This window comes from Microcoleus sp. Pol7_A1 (assembly GCF_036701085.1).
Lineage (GTDB): Bacteria > Cyanobacteriota > Cyanobacteriia > Cyanobacteriales > Microcoleaceae > Microcoleus > Microcoleus asticus.
In genome coordinates this window covers 1-15,502 of sequence record NZ_JAUBQD010000099.1, presented here as the reverse complement: position 1 = coordinate 15,502, position 15,502 = coordinate 1, and the positions used below count along the sequence as shown (strand labels likewise).

Genomic DNA, 15,502 nt, shown 5'->3' with positions numbered 1-15,502 from the left:
CAATCTTCAAAAATGGTTTGTGGAAATTTTCGCTAAACCCACATAGCTGTTGGATAATTTTTTTTGTGGAGGTCTCTTAGGCTTGAAGTACCACTGCTATGTCAGGTTAAAAGCATATCCTGACCCAGAGCGTGGAACCGCTAAGGTCATTAAATAGCTCTAAGCGCGTGACACACGGGTTTAAGTGTCCGAAACCGGACGGACAGGAGGCTATTTTTCCAACGGTCTTCTAAATCTTTTTCACTTCGACAAAGACTTAACAGCCCGTTGAAAAAATCCCGCTAGGGTTTACGCGGGGAAAGGGTAATTTTCCACTCACTCCAAAACCTTGTTCTAGGCGGGGATATCAATATTTCCCCGTCTAAGCCCTGTAAACCTCGACGCTTCATCAAAATACTCATAGATCCTAAGATATAGATTGAAATATCTATAAATCAAATTTCTGTAACTGATGTTTCAATACCTGTATTACCTTTCTTGATATTTACAAGATAATTATTTTTATTAGCAGGTATAATTCGCTTAGCGGGTAATATATCATCACCCAATTTATAAACAAAAATATTTAATTCACACTCATGTGGTTCCAAAAAATGAATACCACTTATCTCAAAAACTTTGATTTTATTATTATCCAATGTTATATCTTCAATATTACCATCTCGATAAATTACTTTTACCCGAACAGATTCACCATAAGTGTTGGCAACTTGTACAGTTCTAGAAGTCATGTTTTTATATTTTGTTAATAGAGAGTAGATAAAATATATCATAATACATCAACTATTTATATAAATACCACTTAAACCCGCTGCCGTCAGGTGGTGGCGGGTTTTGCTTTTTAAAAATATGTGAGGTTTGCACTCGCACCTGTGACAAGAGAAAACTAGACCGCCACCGCTCGACCCTCCGATCGCCCCAACAGTGGCAAACGCATTAACACAAATTTCCCAGCCTAAGACTTGAAACGGTTACGGTTACGTTAGGGTACAAAAATTTCTGATTTTTATTTAACTCTCTAACTTTTAGAAATGGGGTGCCATTTTCAGTGAACAGTACATCAAAGGTCTTGGTCACCAAAGCAACCCCAACAATCTAGTTTTCGAGACAGAAGCTAGAAAGTTGAGGCGAGGATAATACTAACTGTAAGACAGGACGTAAGACACTCCGATCAGCAAAGTAAAGTTAACTGTAACTACTATAGCAATCCTAAATGATTCTCTGTGTGTAAGTATATTGACGTATTTTGGGAAAATCAAATTTATGTTCGTTAGTAAAAAACTCAAACAAAAACTTGACAATCTTAAAAGACCTGCATAAATACCAATACTTTCTTAAAAAGTTTTTAGCTTGTAACCAAATATCTTCAACGGGATTCTGTTGGGGAGCATTGGGAGCAAATAAAATACAAGTAATTGACCAATTATCAGGTTCTTTCTCACCATTTAATTCTAATAAAAAGTCTCTAAATTCTCCATATTTATGATAACTAGCTCCATCCCAAATCAAGATAATCTGGCGATTTTTATATTTATTTTGTAAGTATTTTATGAATTTAACTGTTGATTTCCCATCACCAGATGGATGGCTCTGAACATGGAATTCTTTGCTTTGATAATTGAGTGCGCCAAAATAAGTTTGTCTATCTTTTTCATTGGTAATTGGGACTTCAATTCTGATTTTAGATTGACCCCAAACATAACCAGTCAAATCACCATGAAGTAGATGACATTCATCTAAAAACAATACTATCATTTCTCCAGCTTCTATACCAGCCTTGTTTTTAAATAAAATATCGTTAATTTCTTCCGTCTTTTTTTTTACCAGTTCTTTATCAAATTTAGGATTGGTTTTTTGAGTTTTTTTCCAACTAATTTTCGCCCGGTCGAAAAGTTCATAGTAACTCTGTTTAGATTTATATATCACACCAAATTCTCGCTCTAAATAAGTAACCAGTTCATCTAAATTCCAATATTCTTTATTCTTTAACCACTCGATTATTTCAGTATTTTGTAGAGCCGTTAAATACCCTTTTGACCCTTTATGTCCTAGTTTGAGTCCGTCGATGCCTTTGGTTTTAAATTGCTTTTTCCAATAACCAATAAAAAACTTACTTACACCCAAAATCTTGCTAATTTCCTGGTAGATATTACCTGAGATTGCCATCCTTACAGCTATTGCTCGTTTTAGTTCTCTGGCATCGATATCACTTTTAATGAAAGATTCTAAACAATCTATTTCTTTTTCCCTATCTTTTTGTGGCAGTTGTAAGTTATTCATGTTTTTGTTGTTACAATCAAGTATTACATATAATTGTATCACAATCATGATAATGATTTAGGATTGCTATATAGTTAAACCAAGTAAGTCTATAGTGGGTAAGAGTTCGAGGGATTTTAAAAATTTTGTTTTCTAAAATCTACTTTAGACCTACCCATAAGATTGAGCGTCCTGTCGTGTTCTAGCTTACCCAAAACCGCTAATCGTCCTTCTCTTATGCAGGACCAATCCTTAAGATTATGCTTAGGCAAAGAAAGTTGTAACAGGAATAGCGCCCATAGGGGGAAGTAATCCAAAGGTTTGCAGCCTAATCACTAAATCGTTACTGAGCTGAAAACCAGCAGTGCTATCATTAATAACAAGGTAGCTAGAGTTGGTAGCTACAACTAAAGCAGCGCTATTAATTCCTAGAGGTTGGTTTCCCACTAATTCTCCATTAGCGTCGATAAATACTTTATCTGCTATATCTTGTACATACCTGCTAGTGGTATCGTTGGCAGCACGGCTAAAACTATTAGGGGCATTCATCGCAGCTCCGCCTTGGGTCAACAAGTCAATTTTATCAGTGCCGACCGTAAAGTCGGTAATGGTATCTCCGGCTACGGATAGAGAGGAATCTACAAACTTGAAGAGGAAAGTATCAGCACCTCCATTACCCGTTAGGACATTAAAACCGCGCCCCCCAGCCAGCGTATTATTGGCAGAGTTACCTACAATAGTGTTGCCTACATTATTGCCGGTGCCGTTAATCGCGGCAGTGCCAGTGAGATAGAACTCTTCAATATCTGCAGATTCAGGCAAGGTATAGGTCACGGTAGATACCACCCTGTCAATGCCCGCTACAGAATCTTCGATAACGACATCTCCTATGTTATCCACTTCATAGATATCACTAGCCTGTCCACCTATAAGAGTATCAGCTCCAAGACCGCCATTAAGGACGTTACTAAATTGGTTGCCGAGAATGAGGTTAGGTAGAACATTTCCGGTGCCATTAATATTGTATATTTGGCTATCTAAATAGAGGTTTTCAACGTGTGCAGGTAAGGTGTAGCTAATGGTTGAATACACTTCGTCAGTGCCATAACCTGCAAATTCAGTAACAATATCTCCTGGATTATCCACATAGTAAACATCATTACCCGACATACCTTCAAGTGTGTCGGCTCCAATACCGCCATCAAGGATATTATTAGCGCTGTTGCCAGTGATAACATTGGGTAAATTGTTGCCCCAACCCTTAAATGAAAGAGAGGGGTTAGCTGGGTCGGAAATAGATCCAGGAGGGCCGTCGAAATAGAGATTTTCAACGTGTGCAGGTAAGGTGTAATTGGTGACTGCATTCACTTTGTCAATTCCTTCACCTGCAAGTTCAGTAACGACATCTCCTGGATTATCCACAATGTAGAGATCGTTACCCCATTGACCTATAAGTTGGTCGGCTCCCAACTCTCCATTTAAACGATCATCATCCTCTCCACCATAGAGGATGTCCTTTCCATCACCCCCTCCAATCTGGTCAGCGCCAGCCATTCCCCATATGATATTATCATTGGAGTTGCCCTGAATTCTATTGTTTAAATTGTTTCCAGTGCCGTTAATCGCAGCAGTGCCTGTTAGATGGAAGTGTTCAATTTCTGCAGGTAAGGCATAGGTGACGTTAGAGCGCACTGCGTCGGTTCCTTGATTTAAAAGTTCGACAACGACATCTCCGGGATTATCCACAATGTAAGTATCTGAACCCAATTCACCTATAAATCGGTCAGCTCCAGAGCCTCCATCCAAATAATCGCTACCCTCACCGCCATTTATGGTGTCATTTCCATCATCCGCGAGAATACGGTCATTGCCTGCCCATCCATTGATAATTTCTGAATAGACAGTTCCAGCTAAAATATCGTTGTTAGGAGTGCCGTTAATATCAGGCATAGTCTTTTTACTTTTTTTGTTGAAGGATTACAGAATTATAGAGTTAACAGGCTGAGCCGAATTTTTTTTGCGCTTTGTAATAAAACTTTATACTGAGGTTTCAAGGAGGAGTAGGAGCCAAGTTGGATCTCAAACATAAGTTTCGTTTATGTCTAGCTCAAGACAAGATATAAAAACTCATCTTTAACTTAGACTTAATCGCTCCCTCTCGATTTAGGGAAGCAAGCATTTACATTAGATTTGATGTTGCTCATAGATCAGAATATCAGCATAACCTGAGTCAGAGCCTGGAACTGCTAAGGTTGTTAAATGCTGTCAAGCGCGTGACACACGAATTTTGACATCCTCAGCCGGACGGGCAGGCGGCTATTTTTCCGACGGGCTTCTAAATTTTTTCACTTCGACAAAGACTTAACAGCCCGTCGAAAAAATCCCGCTAGGGGTTTAGGCGGGGATAACCCCAATTTTTCTATTCACTCCAAAGCCTTGTTCTAGGCGGGGATACTCAATTTTCTCCATCTAGACCTTATAACCGTTATAGCTGACCACTTTTGCATTTGCTGAGAAAAGTTTCATAATGCTTGCTGAGAGCGTTTTGATTTGGTGCTGTTTTTTTATCCTGGGGCAAAGTCAGTTTCCGAGCAGCCAAATGTTGATAACAGGTGCCGACCAGTTCAGGGGCAATCACCACTTCATTGGTATTTGGTCGGATTGATAGTAGATGCAAATCGAAGAGAGTGTGTATGTCGGCCCTGAGCGGTAAACCATTGCTTAAATGATTGGTTTGAGTACCTTGATATGGGATTATATGTGCCGCTTCGATAGCCAACTCTACATCACAGTCAGTTATTGGACATCGACCAGCGTAAGCAATTAACAACTTATGTCGAAATTCAGGCTGTCCCTGTCGCTGCACAATAGAAGCAGTTATCCGTTGTCTGGCATCTTGAAGAGTTTCAGCGTCAAAATATTCCTCAGATTCAATTTTCTGATGCTCAAAATCTGGAAGAGTTTCAGGGTCAAAATATTCCTGAGATTCAATTTTTTGGTGCTTAGAATCTGGAAGAGTTTCAGCACCAAAATATTCCTCAGATTCAATTTTCTGATGCTTAGTATCTAGCTCAGGTAGGGCTGAATTGCGCGTGTGGAAGTAAAAATCTAGAATTGTTCGCAAATTACCACAACCTTCATCTTCTTGACCCTGCTTCAGAAGTTGCGGGGGAAGTGGCAGCGGATTACCTCGCAAATCTAATTTTTCCAATTTTTTTAGGCTGCGAATTGCCTCCGGGATTTTAGTAATCTGATTGTCACTCAGGTTAAGCTCTCTCAGATTCGACAGTTGACTGAGCGTATCTGGGATAGAGGTAATCTGGTTGTCACTCAGGTTAAGCACTGTCAAATTAGATAGTTGACCGAGCGCATCTGGGATAGAAGTAATCCGATTGTTGCTCAGGTTAAGCACTGTCAAATTAGATAGTTGACCGAGCGCATCTGGGATAGAAGTAATCCTACTTTTTCTAAGCGAAAGCCTTTTCAAATTAGATAGTTGACCGAGCGCATCTGGGATGGAAGTAACGTTATTGCAAGAAGTAAACTCAAGGTCTATCAAATGCGTATACTTGACAATCTCTAGTGGCAATTCTTTCAACCCCCTTTTTCCCAATTTCAATTTCAATCCCTCCAATTTTTTCTCAGCATTCCACTCAATTCGTCGCACTACTTCCTCTCGGCTCATATCGTTTACCTCTCAGTAACATTTATTTCGTTGTGACCAGAATCTAGCTTGTTGGAAAGCGTTATTTCCCAGTTTAAGCTCTGTAACCTTTGCTGCTACATCAGGATATTTCTATATTTTGATCCAGGGCTTAGAAGTGCTAAGACTAGGCGGGAAAACCAAGATTGCGGGTATACACCAAACTCCGACTGGCATCTTGGGGTTAGTTTAAGGCTGACTTTTGCTTTTCTTCCAAAGTTTGACCAGTTGTTTAAAATCCTCATTTTCATCGCCTGTCAGCACTGCTTTAACCGCTTCCTTGACTCCCAATTGATGCACTTGGCAATAGACATCATGGGCTGCTGCGGGGTCATTGTCCGCAATCGCTTGGAGCGCACGCTCAACCAGTTCTAGTTCGTTTTCGTTGAGATGTGAGTCAGCAGCGGATTCTAAAACTAAATAATGCCTGTCAAGGAATTTTGGAATTAGAAAAACCCCAATAGTTGCCGAGTGCAATTAGCCCGGTTCCTCCTCACCCCCCGGAATTCTCCAAGGGTCGATGCCGTTTTCTCTGAGTAAACGCTCAAAGTAGTCGCGCTCGGCTCTGGCTTCATCGTCAACCCAAAACGCTTCCCTAATATCCTGTTCGAGTTCTTGAACTCGTTGGCTCAGGAGCTCGTTTCGTTCTTGAGGAGTGCGGGTAACGCCGAAGGCAGCGTCAAAGCGACGTTCGAGAGTTTCAGTCAGCAAAGACATGACCAGACTTAACGCTGTCTTGTTTCCTCGTGCCGCTTGCCACAGCCAGTAAGCTCCGACAATTTCCAACGGCAAAGCCCGAATTCGACTACCCCCACGCACTTGCCCTGCATCGGGTTCTATCTCAGAAGTCGCGGGCGTATAACCTTCTCCTAGCAAGGTCTTCAGTGCTTTGGATTGCAAAAATTCGCGGGCGTTTCTTTCTGACAAACCAACACATTCAGCCGCTTGTGTCTGGCTCATCCGATAACTGCCATCTGGCAGCATGAACCCATCGACTGTGAGAGAACCTATTTGCACCGAGGCTCGGACGGCTCTAACTGATTCGGTCATATTTTCTCCCGTGTTTGACCTTTACTCGAACACTTGCTGATTGTTGTCGCGGGCTTCCTGCGTTGTGCCAACGCTGTGGTTTTGCTAAGCCTGAGCTTTGTTCGCAAACCGCTGCGGAGTTTTAACCATTCGTTACATGATATTATCGTGTAAATCCAAACGATTCTTTCTCCCTAGTTTACCATAAGATATAAGGTAAGCTAGGGACAATTATGTTGGTAATAAAAAGACGTTCTATCGATAAATTTGTAAAACCTGTGAAAGCACGAGAGTTTTGTAGGCTGTGGTTCAATGCCGACGCCCAGATGGAAGCTACTAGGGGCTATAGAGCGGAATGCGTCCGCTTGTTGAGCCGCATCCTAGCCGTGCAAACAGAGACTATTTCGAGTAAATGGGGAAGCGGCATTGATTTCGAGAAAATGCCCGAACAGTACGAACGAACTCTCGCTTATGCTAATTCTCTCCGTTCTATCCTTGACGCAGCGGGCAACAATCCCGAACTCTCCAACATTATTGCCGAGCGCCTCAAACAATCCCATTAGTAATTCACCGGAAAACAATACCAGATATTATACGGTAAGCTCCTTGACCGACCACAGCGCAGGTTTTAGTGTGGGAATGACGCCCTGGTGCAGTGGTGCAAACACTTTTCCCAGGACTTCTCCCATTCGCTGATAACACCAGCTACCAAGGAGCAACCTTATGTTCGCAGATTACGGGCAGCCATCGCAACCCGCCCGACAGAGCTTTGTAGAAATACCCAATCCCCGCGTCACAACCGCAACGGGGCGCATGGAAGTGACCGACGTTCGCCCTGAAACCGTCACCGGTCGCCTGCTGGATGACCGAGATAATTTGATAGAGGAAGACGGACAGCCAGTTTACATCTGCGTTCGGAAACACGAGATTTTGTGTTCCACCGAACGGGCCGACGTGATGAGTTGGTGGGAACTGAGGGAACAAGCGATTGCGGGACACACGACGCCCCGAAAATATTCCCTCGAATCCTTGATTAATCGCTTGGACGGACTCAACTTGGATGAGCTCTACGCTGTGCGAACCTTCGTCTGTTTGGAAGCCGACCCATTCCAAGCGTACTCCGGCACTGTCAACAGCGACTTATCCCACTTGCAGGCTTGGTTCCCGACAGTGCGAGTTCTCGATCGCGTCGAACAAAACCAACTAGCAAGCGCGCTGTGCTGGCGAATATCAAGCGAATCCAACGCACCGACAGCACCCGCACGGGGCGACGGGAGGAACGATTAATTATTGAGTTGATAGAAGATGGCATCTAAAATTTCTCTTTTAGTCCAGTTAGTGGGTTGGGGTTTTTTATGGGGAAATGATGCCACCTATAACTAATCACGCCAAGAAAGAATATCTGGAACATCCCCCACGCGACTAATCCCCTAAAACCAGTAGGAGGCTCGAATTATGATTACAAACTTTGATATTGGGCTGCCAACGACACCAAGTTTCAGGCCACAAGTGGTTTATTCGCAAAATCTAAATTTTGTGCCTAGTTCAGACGATACTTTACCGTCGGTCATTCCTGGTGCGGTCAGCTTGCCAGCTCAATCTGATGGCTGCGAACGGGTAAGGATAATGATTTTTGGATCGAGTTACGGGGTTACTTACACGATGCGCTGGCTTTACAGGCTACAGTTCGCTCATATCAGCGAGTGGAGTTTGCTTATGCCTGCTCCAACTGAGGGGGAATTTATGAGCATTGTTACTAAGCGAATCCCGTTGAGTCCAACTAACTAATTGGCATAAACTTGGTAACAACTTGGTAATAAATTGGTAACAACTTTGGAGGGATGCTGGCGATAGTTTCATCTGTATCAAAAGCGATCGCCAGTTTCTTCCATGACACCAGCGAGGAATGACTACAGCGGATTCCAGGTTTATGAAGTACAGTAGCAGCAGCTTGTAAACCAGTTTTTAAAGTGCTGTGGATTAACCCGCGTCAAGCGCCGTAGCTAGTAAAACATCAACCATCTTGGTAGTAGTGGGCGAAAACTTCCGTAAAAAAGCTTTGAGTTGTGACCACCATAATTCGATTGGATTAAAGTCAGGAGAATAGGGTGATAAATTCAGAACACTTGCACCAGCGGCTTGAATCAGTGGTTCAATCACGGCCAACTTATGGGCTGGTAGATTATCAATTAACTTCGACTGCACCCTCCCATAAGTTTGGCACTAAGCACTGTTCAACAAAAACTGCAAATACCTGACTATCCATCGACCCGTTGAGCGTCATTAATCCTACTACTTTTTTTAAGCTGATTGCTCCAATAACTGTGACTTTGGCCCCCCGATAAAATGGTTTTAAATCATAGGCTCTACTACCACATTTTGAACGTGCATGGGTTCGTTTTAACCCCAATAGAACGCCCATTTCATCCAAAAAAACGAGGTTGTCAGGGTCGATATTTTTCACTTTTTCCCAATATTCACACCTCAAAAGTTGCACGGCTTGTCGGTGGCAGATTGACTACTCCGTATTGTCTTTTTTTTCGCGTCAGATTTTGTTTGATTAATTCGCGACACATCATACTAGGACTGACAGATTGTTGGTAGCTATCTAGCCAATATTCACAATATTCTAATAAGGTACTATCAGGATATTTTTCTACCATCTGGGTCAATTTAGCTGTGGACGAGTGCAACACACTTTTAAGGCTTCCACCCTGTTTTTTTGGTTGAACGTGACCAGTCGTTTGTTTTTGTTTTAAGATTTTTTGAACAAACGCTTTACTCACATCAAAACGTTGGGCTACTTTCCTAATTGATGTATCACCTTGTTCATAGGCTTTAATTATTTTTTTACGAAACTCGATCGAATAAGCTTTCATTTTTTTGGGCTTGTGTACTGAATGTAGTGTACCACATCTACATGGAATTTGCTGTAGCATTTCCAATTCGTAGGTGGGGAAATTGCAGTTTGCCTTCCTAACTCAACCCATCAAGTTTTGATCGAGCGCTCGATTACTTCCTTAATATCTCAAAATCCTTCTTTTGTTGGAGTGGATTCGGAAAGTGCAAGCTTCCTTAAAGCCCATTCGCTTGTATATATTTACACCATCCGGCGCTGCCTGAAGGGTGGCAAAATGCGCTCCGAGTTTCTTGGCGTAACTGAGCGTGTAATGCGTGATTGCCGAGCCGTAACCGCAATTTCTAAACTCTTGAAGCGTACTGATATCAAACAGGCTTGCTGTCTGACGGAGCAAAAAGATTGAACTCGTACAAACAGGCTTATTATCGACATACCCCAGAAACAATCTCAAAGGACGGTTCTCCAAATTATCCAACTCGCCCACCCGCCGATAAAATGGCATAACGAAGTCATCTGGCGGCTCAAAAAGTGAAGCGATAATCTTTCCAAACTCATTGATTTCTTCAGAAGAGGTTGCCATTCGGAACTTGAGATTAAGAGGATACTGAATCTCTTGCGGTAAACCATCAAGATTTGCAACCATACCCAGATCCGCTTCATCTTCGATAAATCCATGCTCTTCTAAGGTTGAAGAGACATAAACATCCCGAAATTCTTCACAAGTCCACCAAGCGGATGGTAAACAAGCTGAATTAAACTCTTCGCACACCTTGGCAATAGTACGCTTTCCATCTTCGCTATCGAATTTTTTACTAATAACGACATTAAAAGTATCTGTCTTGTAGCCAGAATTAATGAAAACGTAACTTTCTGTTTGTTCGACTTTCATCTCTGGAACGAATTGGAGGGGAAAATAAATATTTTTGCCAATGAGTCCTGCAAAAAGTAACTGGATTTCGTCGTATCTTCTAAATTCTTCCTCTATCATCTGCATCATCTCCTTTGTGTCAATATTATATGCGGAACTGGGCCAGAGGTGTGAAAATGCGGCTAGCCTCCACCCTGCGAATGGGAGTGCGTTGAGGAGTTTGGCTCAATCCCCAACCTCACCAGTTGCAGCTCGAATGGGGGATGGCAAGGATGTCAGCGTAGTCGGTGTCCAGCAAATTGATTTGTTCGCTCGGCCAGTCAGTCATTCTCTGCATCCCATATTTCTTAGTGCCTATCTCACCATCATTCACGCTTGTCTCACTCTTGAGCGCTCGCCAAGCGAGAACACACAAAATACACAGCAGCAGAAACTCGCTTGGCGAGCGCACACAGTCCCGGCGACCCCTGGGTTTTTTAACTTGCTATCCTCAAGTTGGCTTACTGGTAGAGGTAGACCTTTTCGATTTATTCGGAATCATTCAATGGCTACGGCTACCAATGTCTATTTGATGCTGTATCCTAAACCCGCTCTTGCCAAAGTGCTTTTAGAGAAGCCAGAATTGCTCAAAGAGGTGTGGCAGGGGTTCGATCGCATTTTTGAGACGCTGATGGATGAGGGTCGCGTGTATGGGTGGTGGATTGCATAAGCTGGAACCGAGGGAAGTGGGTAATGCGATGGCGGAGAAAATTCTTGAGATTTTACCTGAATTGATTGCTGACTCACCTCGTAGTCTAACGGCTAAAGTGAGCAAAGACTCTCTACCGTCCGCTCCACTGTGTTGTTAGCTTGCGCTGCGTCACGCTGGATAGACGTTGATCGTCACCAACCCACCTTCCGTAAACTGAATCACCAGTTCTTGTTCGTTGAGCAGAGCAGTACCAATTAAAGGTCGTCGCCCAGTAGTAAAGACACGAACATCTCGTTCGACTCCATCCCAAAGGATTGTTGCTGGATGAACGGGAAGAAAAACTGAACTGTTATCGGCCAAGTTTGCAGGCAGATTATATAAGAATGGAAGCCTCAGCAAGTTTACTGCTTCTGGTGGTAGGCAAAGGTGATCCGTAAAACCTGTATCTATAACAAACTCGATCGGGAAAGTTGCGCCATTCACCAAGAGAAATGTCAACGAGACGATCGTATGTCTGTCAGTCACAATACCGGAAATCACTGCTTACCCGCTCCATCACACCACCGAAAGAAGCCGCCACATTATAGCTGATGCGGATTCCAAAGAGCCTTGCATACGGATGCTTTGCATGGAGGTTTCGCGCTGCTTGTAGCCCGGTTTCATCAAATTCATAGTCACCTGTCTCAATATTGATGATGACCATTTTGCCAATATTTTCCTCTGTCTCAACCTTTTGACGAATTCCGTTCTCGTAGATTTGGTAGGCGCGTTTCGCAACTTCTTCACTGCTTAACAGGATTGCTTGCATAGGTTGACTCCCGATCGCTATTCGGCTTCTGTAAACTCCTCTATGATATCTCACAGGTTGGTAGGATGAGAGAATGCCCATCCTACTACTGGCTACAATTAGGAATTAGAGCGTAAAAATCGTAGGGATGCTTGTTGCAAGTTGATGACGATCGATTGCCCAGACGATGGGACAAAAGCTCTAAGATCTTGACAAGTGACCCAACGCCCTACACCCATTGGCGTGAGAGCATAGGCTGTAGCGACTTGCTCCTGAACCAATGCAGGAAGAGCATTCAGCCGTTTACGAAACGACTTAGTGGCACTTGATTTCATTTTTGTGTTGGGAAAACTTCATCAAGTAAAACGATTTCACCTTCTCCAATTTCCTGACGCACTATTGTAGCCATCTGATCCCATTGATCATCTCTTGTGGCAGTAAAACGAGTTTCCCATTTTTGCTCATCTTGCAATTCTGCCAAGAATCGAGCCACAATCGCATCACAGTTTCTTAATTTTAACCTATATACCGATATCAAGATTGCTGCTGGCGTGGGGGTACAAATTTCCAGTCGCTAATTATATCTTCGCATTCCTTGTAAGTGTCAATTAGCTCTTGCTCAGACGACAGCCCTCCCAGAAATTTCATCAAACCAACATTGATATGCCTGGTAGCGTGGCGAAAATTGTTTGCTTTTTCGCCAAAATTGATTGAGTTTACAACTCCAAATGATAACGCGCTAACAAAAGCAAAGATGCGTGTATAAAAGTCTCCTAGCTCGTGTGTAAATGTCGCAACGATTAGTGATGATCCAATTGCTAAAATACCCAAGGAAATATGAGCAAATTGTAAGCAATTAGCACCAAAATTCCAGGTACGCTGATACCTCTGCATTCTTGAAAGTAGATCTTTGTTATTAGTCATATATTTTTAGTGACGAATAAATGAAGCCCTCACATAACAGCCATCTTAACTGAAGCGATCGCGGCATGACAACACCGATAACCTTTCTTTGTCAATGCGCTTCAACCGGGTTGTCATGCGGCGATCGCCACACAGTTCAGGCTAATTTTGTAAAGACATTCAGTTGCTGCTGAAGTTGTTGGACTTCCTCAATCGATAAGCCTGTGGAAGGGGCAATAATGTTGATCGCCACTCCTCTACGCAAGAGATTGATAACGACCGCCCGTGTCTTTTTTTTCTCAGCATCTCTGGAACTAGAACGATAAACGGTGGATTCCTGCATGATGTCCCTCCGTAACGGTTCGCTTGATCGGCTGCAAGTAACCCTCGCAATGTACCAAGATCTTTCAACAGTCCGCTCCAAGCGAATTGTTAGACCGCATTTTGCAAGAACATTCAGAGCTACGCTAGAACTAGATCGCTGTAGCGGTTGCAAAGATGCGATCTGCAAGCTCCGGAGCATTAATGTTCTTAAGGGATATAATGCTATCAGCTTTTGCACCTTCCACTAAAATTTTATTGTCCTCTATACCTGTTTTTGACAGAATTTGAGTAGCTATCTTCTGGCAAAGCAGAGACAGTGATAGTTTATCCGCTACAAATGTAAACACACCCATATCACTCAATACGGTTTACTTAAGGCTTGGGAGGCTTTAAGATTTTAAAAATAGGAGGATTAGTTTTTATTCCAGTACCTCTGTGTTTGACTTTTTTGGATTTAAACTTTGAAACAGGTTTTTTGACAACTCTTGGGTTGTTTCTCGCTCACTCTTGGCGGCAAAGTTGCATCAAGTATCTCCAAATTCAGCCAAGTTAAAAAAAAGGGATTTCCTGTGATTCTAATCGCTGAAATCTTGGAACAGCACGACGAATAACTCGTAATATACCCGTGAAAGAAATACTTAATGGGGAAAATTCTGCACTATGCGCTGTTTGACAAATTAATGACCGCACAGCCCAATGTCCTAATAATAGGCCATAAATTTCTTGTACTACTTCTCTTGGTCTTTGAGAGCGAACATGAGTTTTTCTTTCCCCGAGATGTACTTTGAATTCATCAATTGTATTTTCCACTTCCCAACGTTGATGATATTCGGCAGCTAATAACTTTGCCGGAAATTTTTGAGAATCCAATAAACTTGTAATTAAACGATACTTAATTTCTGCTGTTGGGTCGTTTAAGTTTTCAATCCTGTACTCAATTACTCTAATTTGGATTGGTTTAAATCCTTGTTTTCTGAATTTGCCTGGGGGATTAATAAAACTTAAGTAAGAACCATCTTCTAGTTGTGTTTCGTTGAGGAATTTAACATTTGACGGAATTCGTCCTAAATAGTTAGAACCCTTGCTGAGCGTGGCTGACACCATCGCATATGAATGCAAGCCTCTATCCCACATTAACAACATTTCTTTAGTAACTGAGCGTAATAACCTTAATGCTCTGACTCTTTCTCCCATCTTGTATGGGCATATTAAAGCATCAAATATTAAGTGTGTTCCTGCTTCTACTAAAATAACTAATCTAGCTTTGGGAAAAGCAGCTCTTGTACCTGGACGGCTACCTGGACGGCCAAAAACTCTGGCATTTTCGTCACTGTCTGGGATATTTAAGCAGGTTCCATCTATTGCTACAACTCTCAATCCATTCAGAAAAGCTCCCACTGTTTCAGTTGTAGCCATTGGTCGTACCAACTGATGAAATAACTGGCTCATTACAGAAGGTCCTAATCTTTTTCGGGCTTTAGTAATAGCTGCCTTGCAGGGAGTTTTCCAGAATTTGCCAGTTTTCAACCAGACTTTATTAAGTCCATCAATCAGATTTTTTAGTACGTCCCGCATCGAGTCTTTTGACCATAAGCTCATTGCTATGATTAGACACACTACCAGTTGTGATGGTAGCCCACGATGCCGTTTTTCTTGGGCTTTTGCTTTGAGAATAGCTGCTTCTATTTCTGTTGATGGAATTGCTACCTCTATTGCTTTGAATACATCGCTACTTTTGAGCTTGGGAGATTCTAATAATAATTTTTTGTACGGCACTATACTTGATTTACTTTTTGTATATCATATATAGTTTATCACTTGTTCGACCTTAAGTAAACCGTATTGCCATATCACTACGCCTTCCAAGTTTTGCTGCTCGCTCTTTCTCTTCTGTAGTTCTTGGGAAAATAATTAGTTTCCCAAGCTCTTTTTGATCGGATATTTCATCAAGTACAGAAGCAGGGTAAGAGCATCTCAATCATGCTTGACAAAAGCACTTGACAATACTTCGGACAGTTTTTAAAGAGAGATGCGATGCCTTCGGCAAGCAACGCTTACGCAATACCGCAGAGAAGTGA

Annotated in this window: 22 protein-coding genes; 4 read left to right on the top strand and 18 right to left on the bottom strand. The window is 42.3% G+C overall.

The genetic code is table 11. The features are described 5' to 3' along the window. Positions 1-434: 434 nt before the first annotated feature. The 6 genes from QUA20_RS30020 to QUA20_RS29995 form a co-directional block, all read right to left on the bottom strand. Positions 435-731, bottom strand: coding sequence for a hypothetical protein (locus tag QUA20_RS30020; RefSeq protein WP_333193938.1), 297 nt, complete (start codon positions 729-731; stop codon positions 435-437). 478 nt (positions 732-1,209) lie between these two features. After that, complete coding sequence (locus QUA20_RS30015; protein ID WP_333193936.1) at positions 1,210-2,280, bottom strand: IS630 family transposase; 1,071 nt, start codon at positions 2,278-2,280, stop codon at positions 1,210-1,212. A gap of 243 nt (positions 2,281-2,523) precedes the next feature. After that, the gene (locus QUA20_RS30010; protein WP_333193934.1) at positions 2,524-4,209 is read right to left on the bottom strand and encodes a calcium-binding protein; all 1,686 of its coding nucleotides are present in this window, start codon (positions 4,207-4,209) and stop codon (positions 2,524-2,526) included. Positions 4,210-4,744: 535 nt separating this feature from the next. Further along, entirely contained in the window at positions 4,745-5,944 is a 1,200-nt protein-coding gene (locus QUA20_RS30005; protein ID WP_333193932.1) for a leucine-rich repeat domain-containing protein, read from the bottom strand. A gap of 207 nt (positions 5,945-6,151) precedes the next feature. Further along, positions 6,152-6,439, bottom strand: coding sequence for a hypothetical protein (locus QUA20_RS30000; protein WP_333193930.1), 288 nt, complete (start codon positions 6,437-6,439; stop codon positions 6,152-6,154). Further along, positions 6,440-7,012: a hypothetical protein gene (locus QUA20_RS29995; RefSeq protein WP_333193928.1), complete on the bottom strand. Its 573-nt coding sequence runs from the start codon at positions 7,010-7,012 to the stop codon at positions 6,440-6,442. 257 nt (positions 7,013-7,269) lie between these two features. Between QUA20_RS29995 and QUA20_RS29990 the strand changes: the two genes are divergently transcribed. From QUA20_RS29990 to QUA20_RS29980, 3 genes are all read left to right on the top strand, one after another. Beyond that, positions 7,270-7,554, top strand: coding sequence for a hypothetical protein (locus QUA20_RS29990; protein WP_333193927.1), 285 nt, complete (start codon positions 7,270-7,272; stop codon positions 7,552-7,554). Positions 7,555-7,714: 160 nt separating this feature from the next. Then, on the top strand, positions 7,715-8,278 hold the full coding sequence (locus QUA20_RS29985) for a hypothetical protein (RefSeq protein ID WP_333193925.1): 564 nt from the start codon (positions 7,715-7,717) through the stop codon (positions 8,276-8,278). Between the two features lie 168 nt (positions 8,279-8,446). Further along, positions 8,447-8,779, top strand: coding sequence for a hypothetical protein (locus QUA20_RS29980; RefSeq protein ID WP_333193923.1), 333 nt, complete (start codon positions 8,447-8,449; stop codon positions 8,777-8,779). Between the two features lie 192 nt (positions 8,780-8,971). Here the strand turns inward: QUA20_RS29980 and QUA20_RS32210 are convergent, their stop codons facing one another. From QUA20_RS32210 to QUA20_RS29965, 4 genes are all read right to left on the bottom strand, one after another. Further along, positions 8,972-9,151 (bottom strand): transposase, encoded by a 180-nt coding sequence (locus QUA20_RS32210; RefSeq protein WP_445304732.1) that lies wholly within the window; start codon positions 9,149-9,151, stop codon positions 8,972-8,974. A gap of 25 nt (positions 9,152-9,176) precedes the next feature. Further along, complete coding sequence (locus QUA20_RS29975; protein WP_333193922.1) at positions 9,177-9,455, bottom strand: transposase; 279 nt, start codon at positions 9,453-9,455, stop codon at positions 9,177-9,179. Between the two features lie 13 nt (positions 9,456-9,468). Beyond that, positions 9,469-9,870, bottom strand: a complete 402-nt coding sequence (locus QUA20_RS29970) for an IS630 transposase-related protein (RefSeq protein WP_333193921.1) — start codon at positions 9,868-9,870, stop codon at positions 9,469-9,471. Positions 9,871-10,011: 141 nt separating this feature from the next. Continuing rightward, on the bottom strand, positions 10,012-10,839 hold the full coding sequence (locus tag QUA20_RS29965) for a GNAT family N-acetyltransferase (protein ID WP_333193920.1): 828 nt from the start codon (positions 10,837-10,839) through the stop codon (positions 10,012-10,014). Between the two features lie 100 nt (positions 10,840-10,939). Here QUA20_RS29965 and QUA20_RS29960 point away from each other — a divergent pair, with 100 nt between their 5' ends. After that, the gene (locus QUA20_RS29960) at positions 10,940-11,428 is read left to right on the top strand and encodes a hypothetical protein (protein ID WP_333193919.1); all 489 of its coding nucleotides are present in this window, start codon (positions 10,940-10,942) and stop codon (positions 11,426-11,428) included. 150 nt (positions 11,429-11,578) lie between these two features. On the opposite strand, the gene QUA20_RS29955 is transcribed toward QUA20_RS29960, so the two are convergent. The 8 genes from QUA20_RS29955 to QUA20_RS29920 all read right to left on the bottom strand — a co-directional run bounded on the left by QUA20_RS29955 (position 11,579) and on the right by QUA20_RS29920 (position 15,200). Next, positions 11,579-11,935 carry a clan AA aspartic protease gene (locus QUA20_RS29955; RefSeq protein WP_333193917.1) on the bottom strand — a complete coding sequence of 119 codons (357 nt, stop codon included), beginning with the start codon at positions 11,933-11,935 and terminating at the stop codon, positions 11,579-11,581. Further along, positions 11,928-12,218, bottom strand: a complete 291-nt coding sequence (locus QUA20_RS29950; RefSeq protein WP_333193915.1) for a hypothetical protein — start codon at positions 12,216-12,218, stop codon at positions 11,928-11,930. The genes QUA20_RS29955 and QUA20_RS29950 overlap by 8 nt, the downstream gene beginning before the upstream one ends. Positions 12,219-12,316: 98 nt before the next feature. Beyond that, entirely contained in the window at positions 12,317-12,532 is a 216-nt protein-coding gene (locus QUA20_RS29945; RefSeq protein ID WP_333193913.1) for a hypothetical protein, read from the bottom strand. Next, positions 12,529-12,678, bottom strand: coding sequence for a hypothetical protein (locus tag QUA20_RS29940; RefSeq protein WP_333193911.1), 150 nt, complete (start codon positions 12,676-12,678; stop codon positions 12,529-12,531). The genes QUA20_RS29945 and QUA20_RS29940 overlap by 4 nt, the downstream gene beginning before the upstream one ends. 53 nt (positions 12,679-12,731) lie before the next feature. Next, the gene (locus QUA20_RS29935) at positions 12,732-13,121 is read right to left on the bottom strand and encodes a hypothetical protein (protein ID WP_333193910.1); all 390 of its coding nucleotides are present in this window, start codon (positions 13,119-13,121) and stop codon (positions 12,732-12,734) included. A 136-nt stretch (positions 13,122-13,257) separates the two neighbouring features. Then, positions 13,258-13,443, bottom strand: coding sequence for a hypothetical protein (locus QUA20_RS29930; protein WP_333193908.1), 186 nt, complete (start codon positions 13,441-13,443; stop codon positions 13,258-13,260). Positions 13,444-13,573: 130 nt separating this feature from the next. Beyond that, entirely contained in the window at positions 13,574-13,786 is a 213-nt protein-coding gene (locus QUA20_RS29925; RefSeq protein WP_333193906.1) for a hypothetical protein, read from the bottom strand. Positions 13,787-13,973: 187 nt separating this feature from the next. Further along, the gene (locus QUA20_RS29920) at positions 13,974-15,200 is read right to left on the bottom strand and encodes an IS4 family transposase (RefSeq protein ID WP_333193904.1); all 1,227 of its coding nucleotides are present in this window, start codon (positions 15,198-15,200) and stop codon (positions 13,974-13,976) included. Between the last annotated feature and the right edge of the window lie 302 nt (positions 15,201-15,502).

Excerpts from the sequence above, each read along its gene's own strand:
- QUA20_RS29935 (WP_333193910.1), bottom strand. The coding sequence starts at position 13,121 with ATGACTAATAACAAAGATCTACTTTCAAGAATGCAGAGGTATCAGCGT.
- QUA20_RS29970 (WP_333193921.1), bottom strand. The coding sequence starts at position 9,870 with ATGAAAGCTTATTCGATCGAGTTTCGTAAAAAAATAATTAAAGCCTAT.
- QUA20_RS29980 (WP_333193923.1), top strand. The coding sequence starts at position 8,447 with ATGATTACAAACTTTGATATTGGGCTGCCAACGACACCAAGTTTCAGG.
- QUA20_RS30010 (WP_333193934.1), bottom strand. The coding sequence starts at position 4,209 with ATGCCTGATATTAACGGCACTCCTAACAACGATATTTTAGCTGGAACT.
- QUA20_RS29950 (WP_333193915.1), bottom strand. The coding sequence starts at position 12,218 with ATGCAAGCAATCCTGTTAAGCAGTGAAGAAGTTGCGAAACGCGCCTAC.
- QUA20_RS30015 (WP_333193936.1), bottom strand. The coding sequence starts at position 2,280 with ATGAATAACTTACAACTGCCACAAAAAGATAGGGAAAAAGAAATAGAT.
- QUA20_RS29930 (WP_333193908.1), bottom strand. The coding sequence starts at position 13,443 with ATGCAGGAATCCACCGTTTATCGTTCTAGTTCCAGAGATGCTGAGAAA.
- QUA20_RS30020 (WP_333193938.1), bottom strand. The coding sequence starts at position 731 with ATGACTTCTAGAACTGTACAAGTTGCCAACACTTATGGTGAATCTGTT.
- QUA20_RS29985 (WP_333193925.1), top strand. The coding sequence starts at position 7,715 with ATGTTCGCAGATTACGGGCAGCCATCGCAACCCGCCCGACAGAGCTTT.
- QUA20_RS29945 (WP_333193913.1), bottom strand. The coding sequence starts at position 12,532 with ATGAAATCAAGTGCCACTAAGTCGTTTCGTAAACGGCTGAATGCTCTT.
- QUA20_RS30005 (WP_333193932.1), bottom strand. The coding sequence starts at position 5,944 with ATGAGCCGAGAGGAAGTAGTGCGACGAATTGAGTGGAATGCTGAGAAA.
- QUA20_RS29965 (WP_333193920.1), bottom strand. The coding sequence starts at position 10,839 with ATGATAGAGGAAGAATTTAGAAGATACGACGAAATCCAGTTACTTTTT.
- QUA20_RS29995 (WP_333193928.1), bottom strand. The coding sequence starts at position 7,012 with ATGACCGAATCAGTTAGAGCCGTCCGAGCCTCGGTGCAAATAGGTTCT.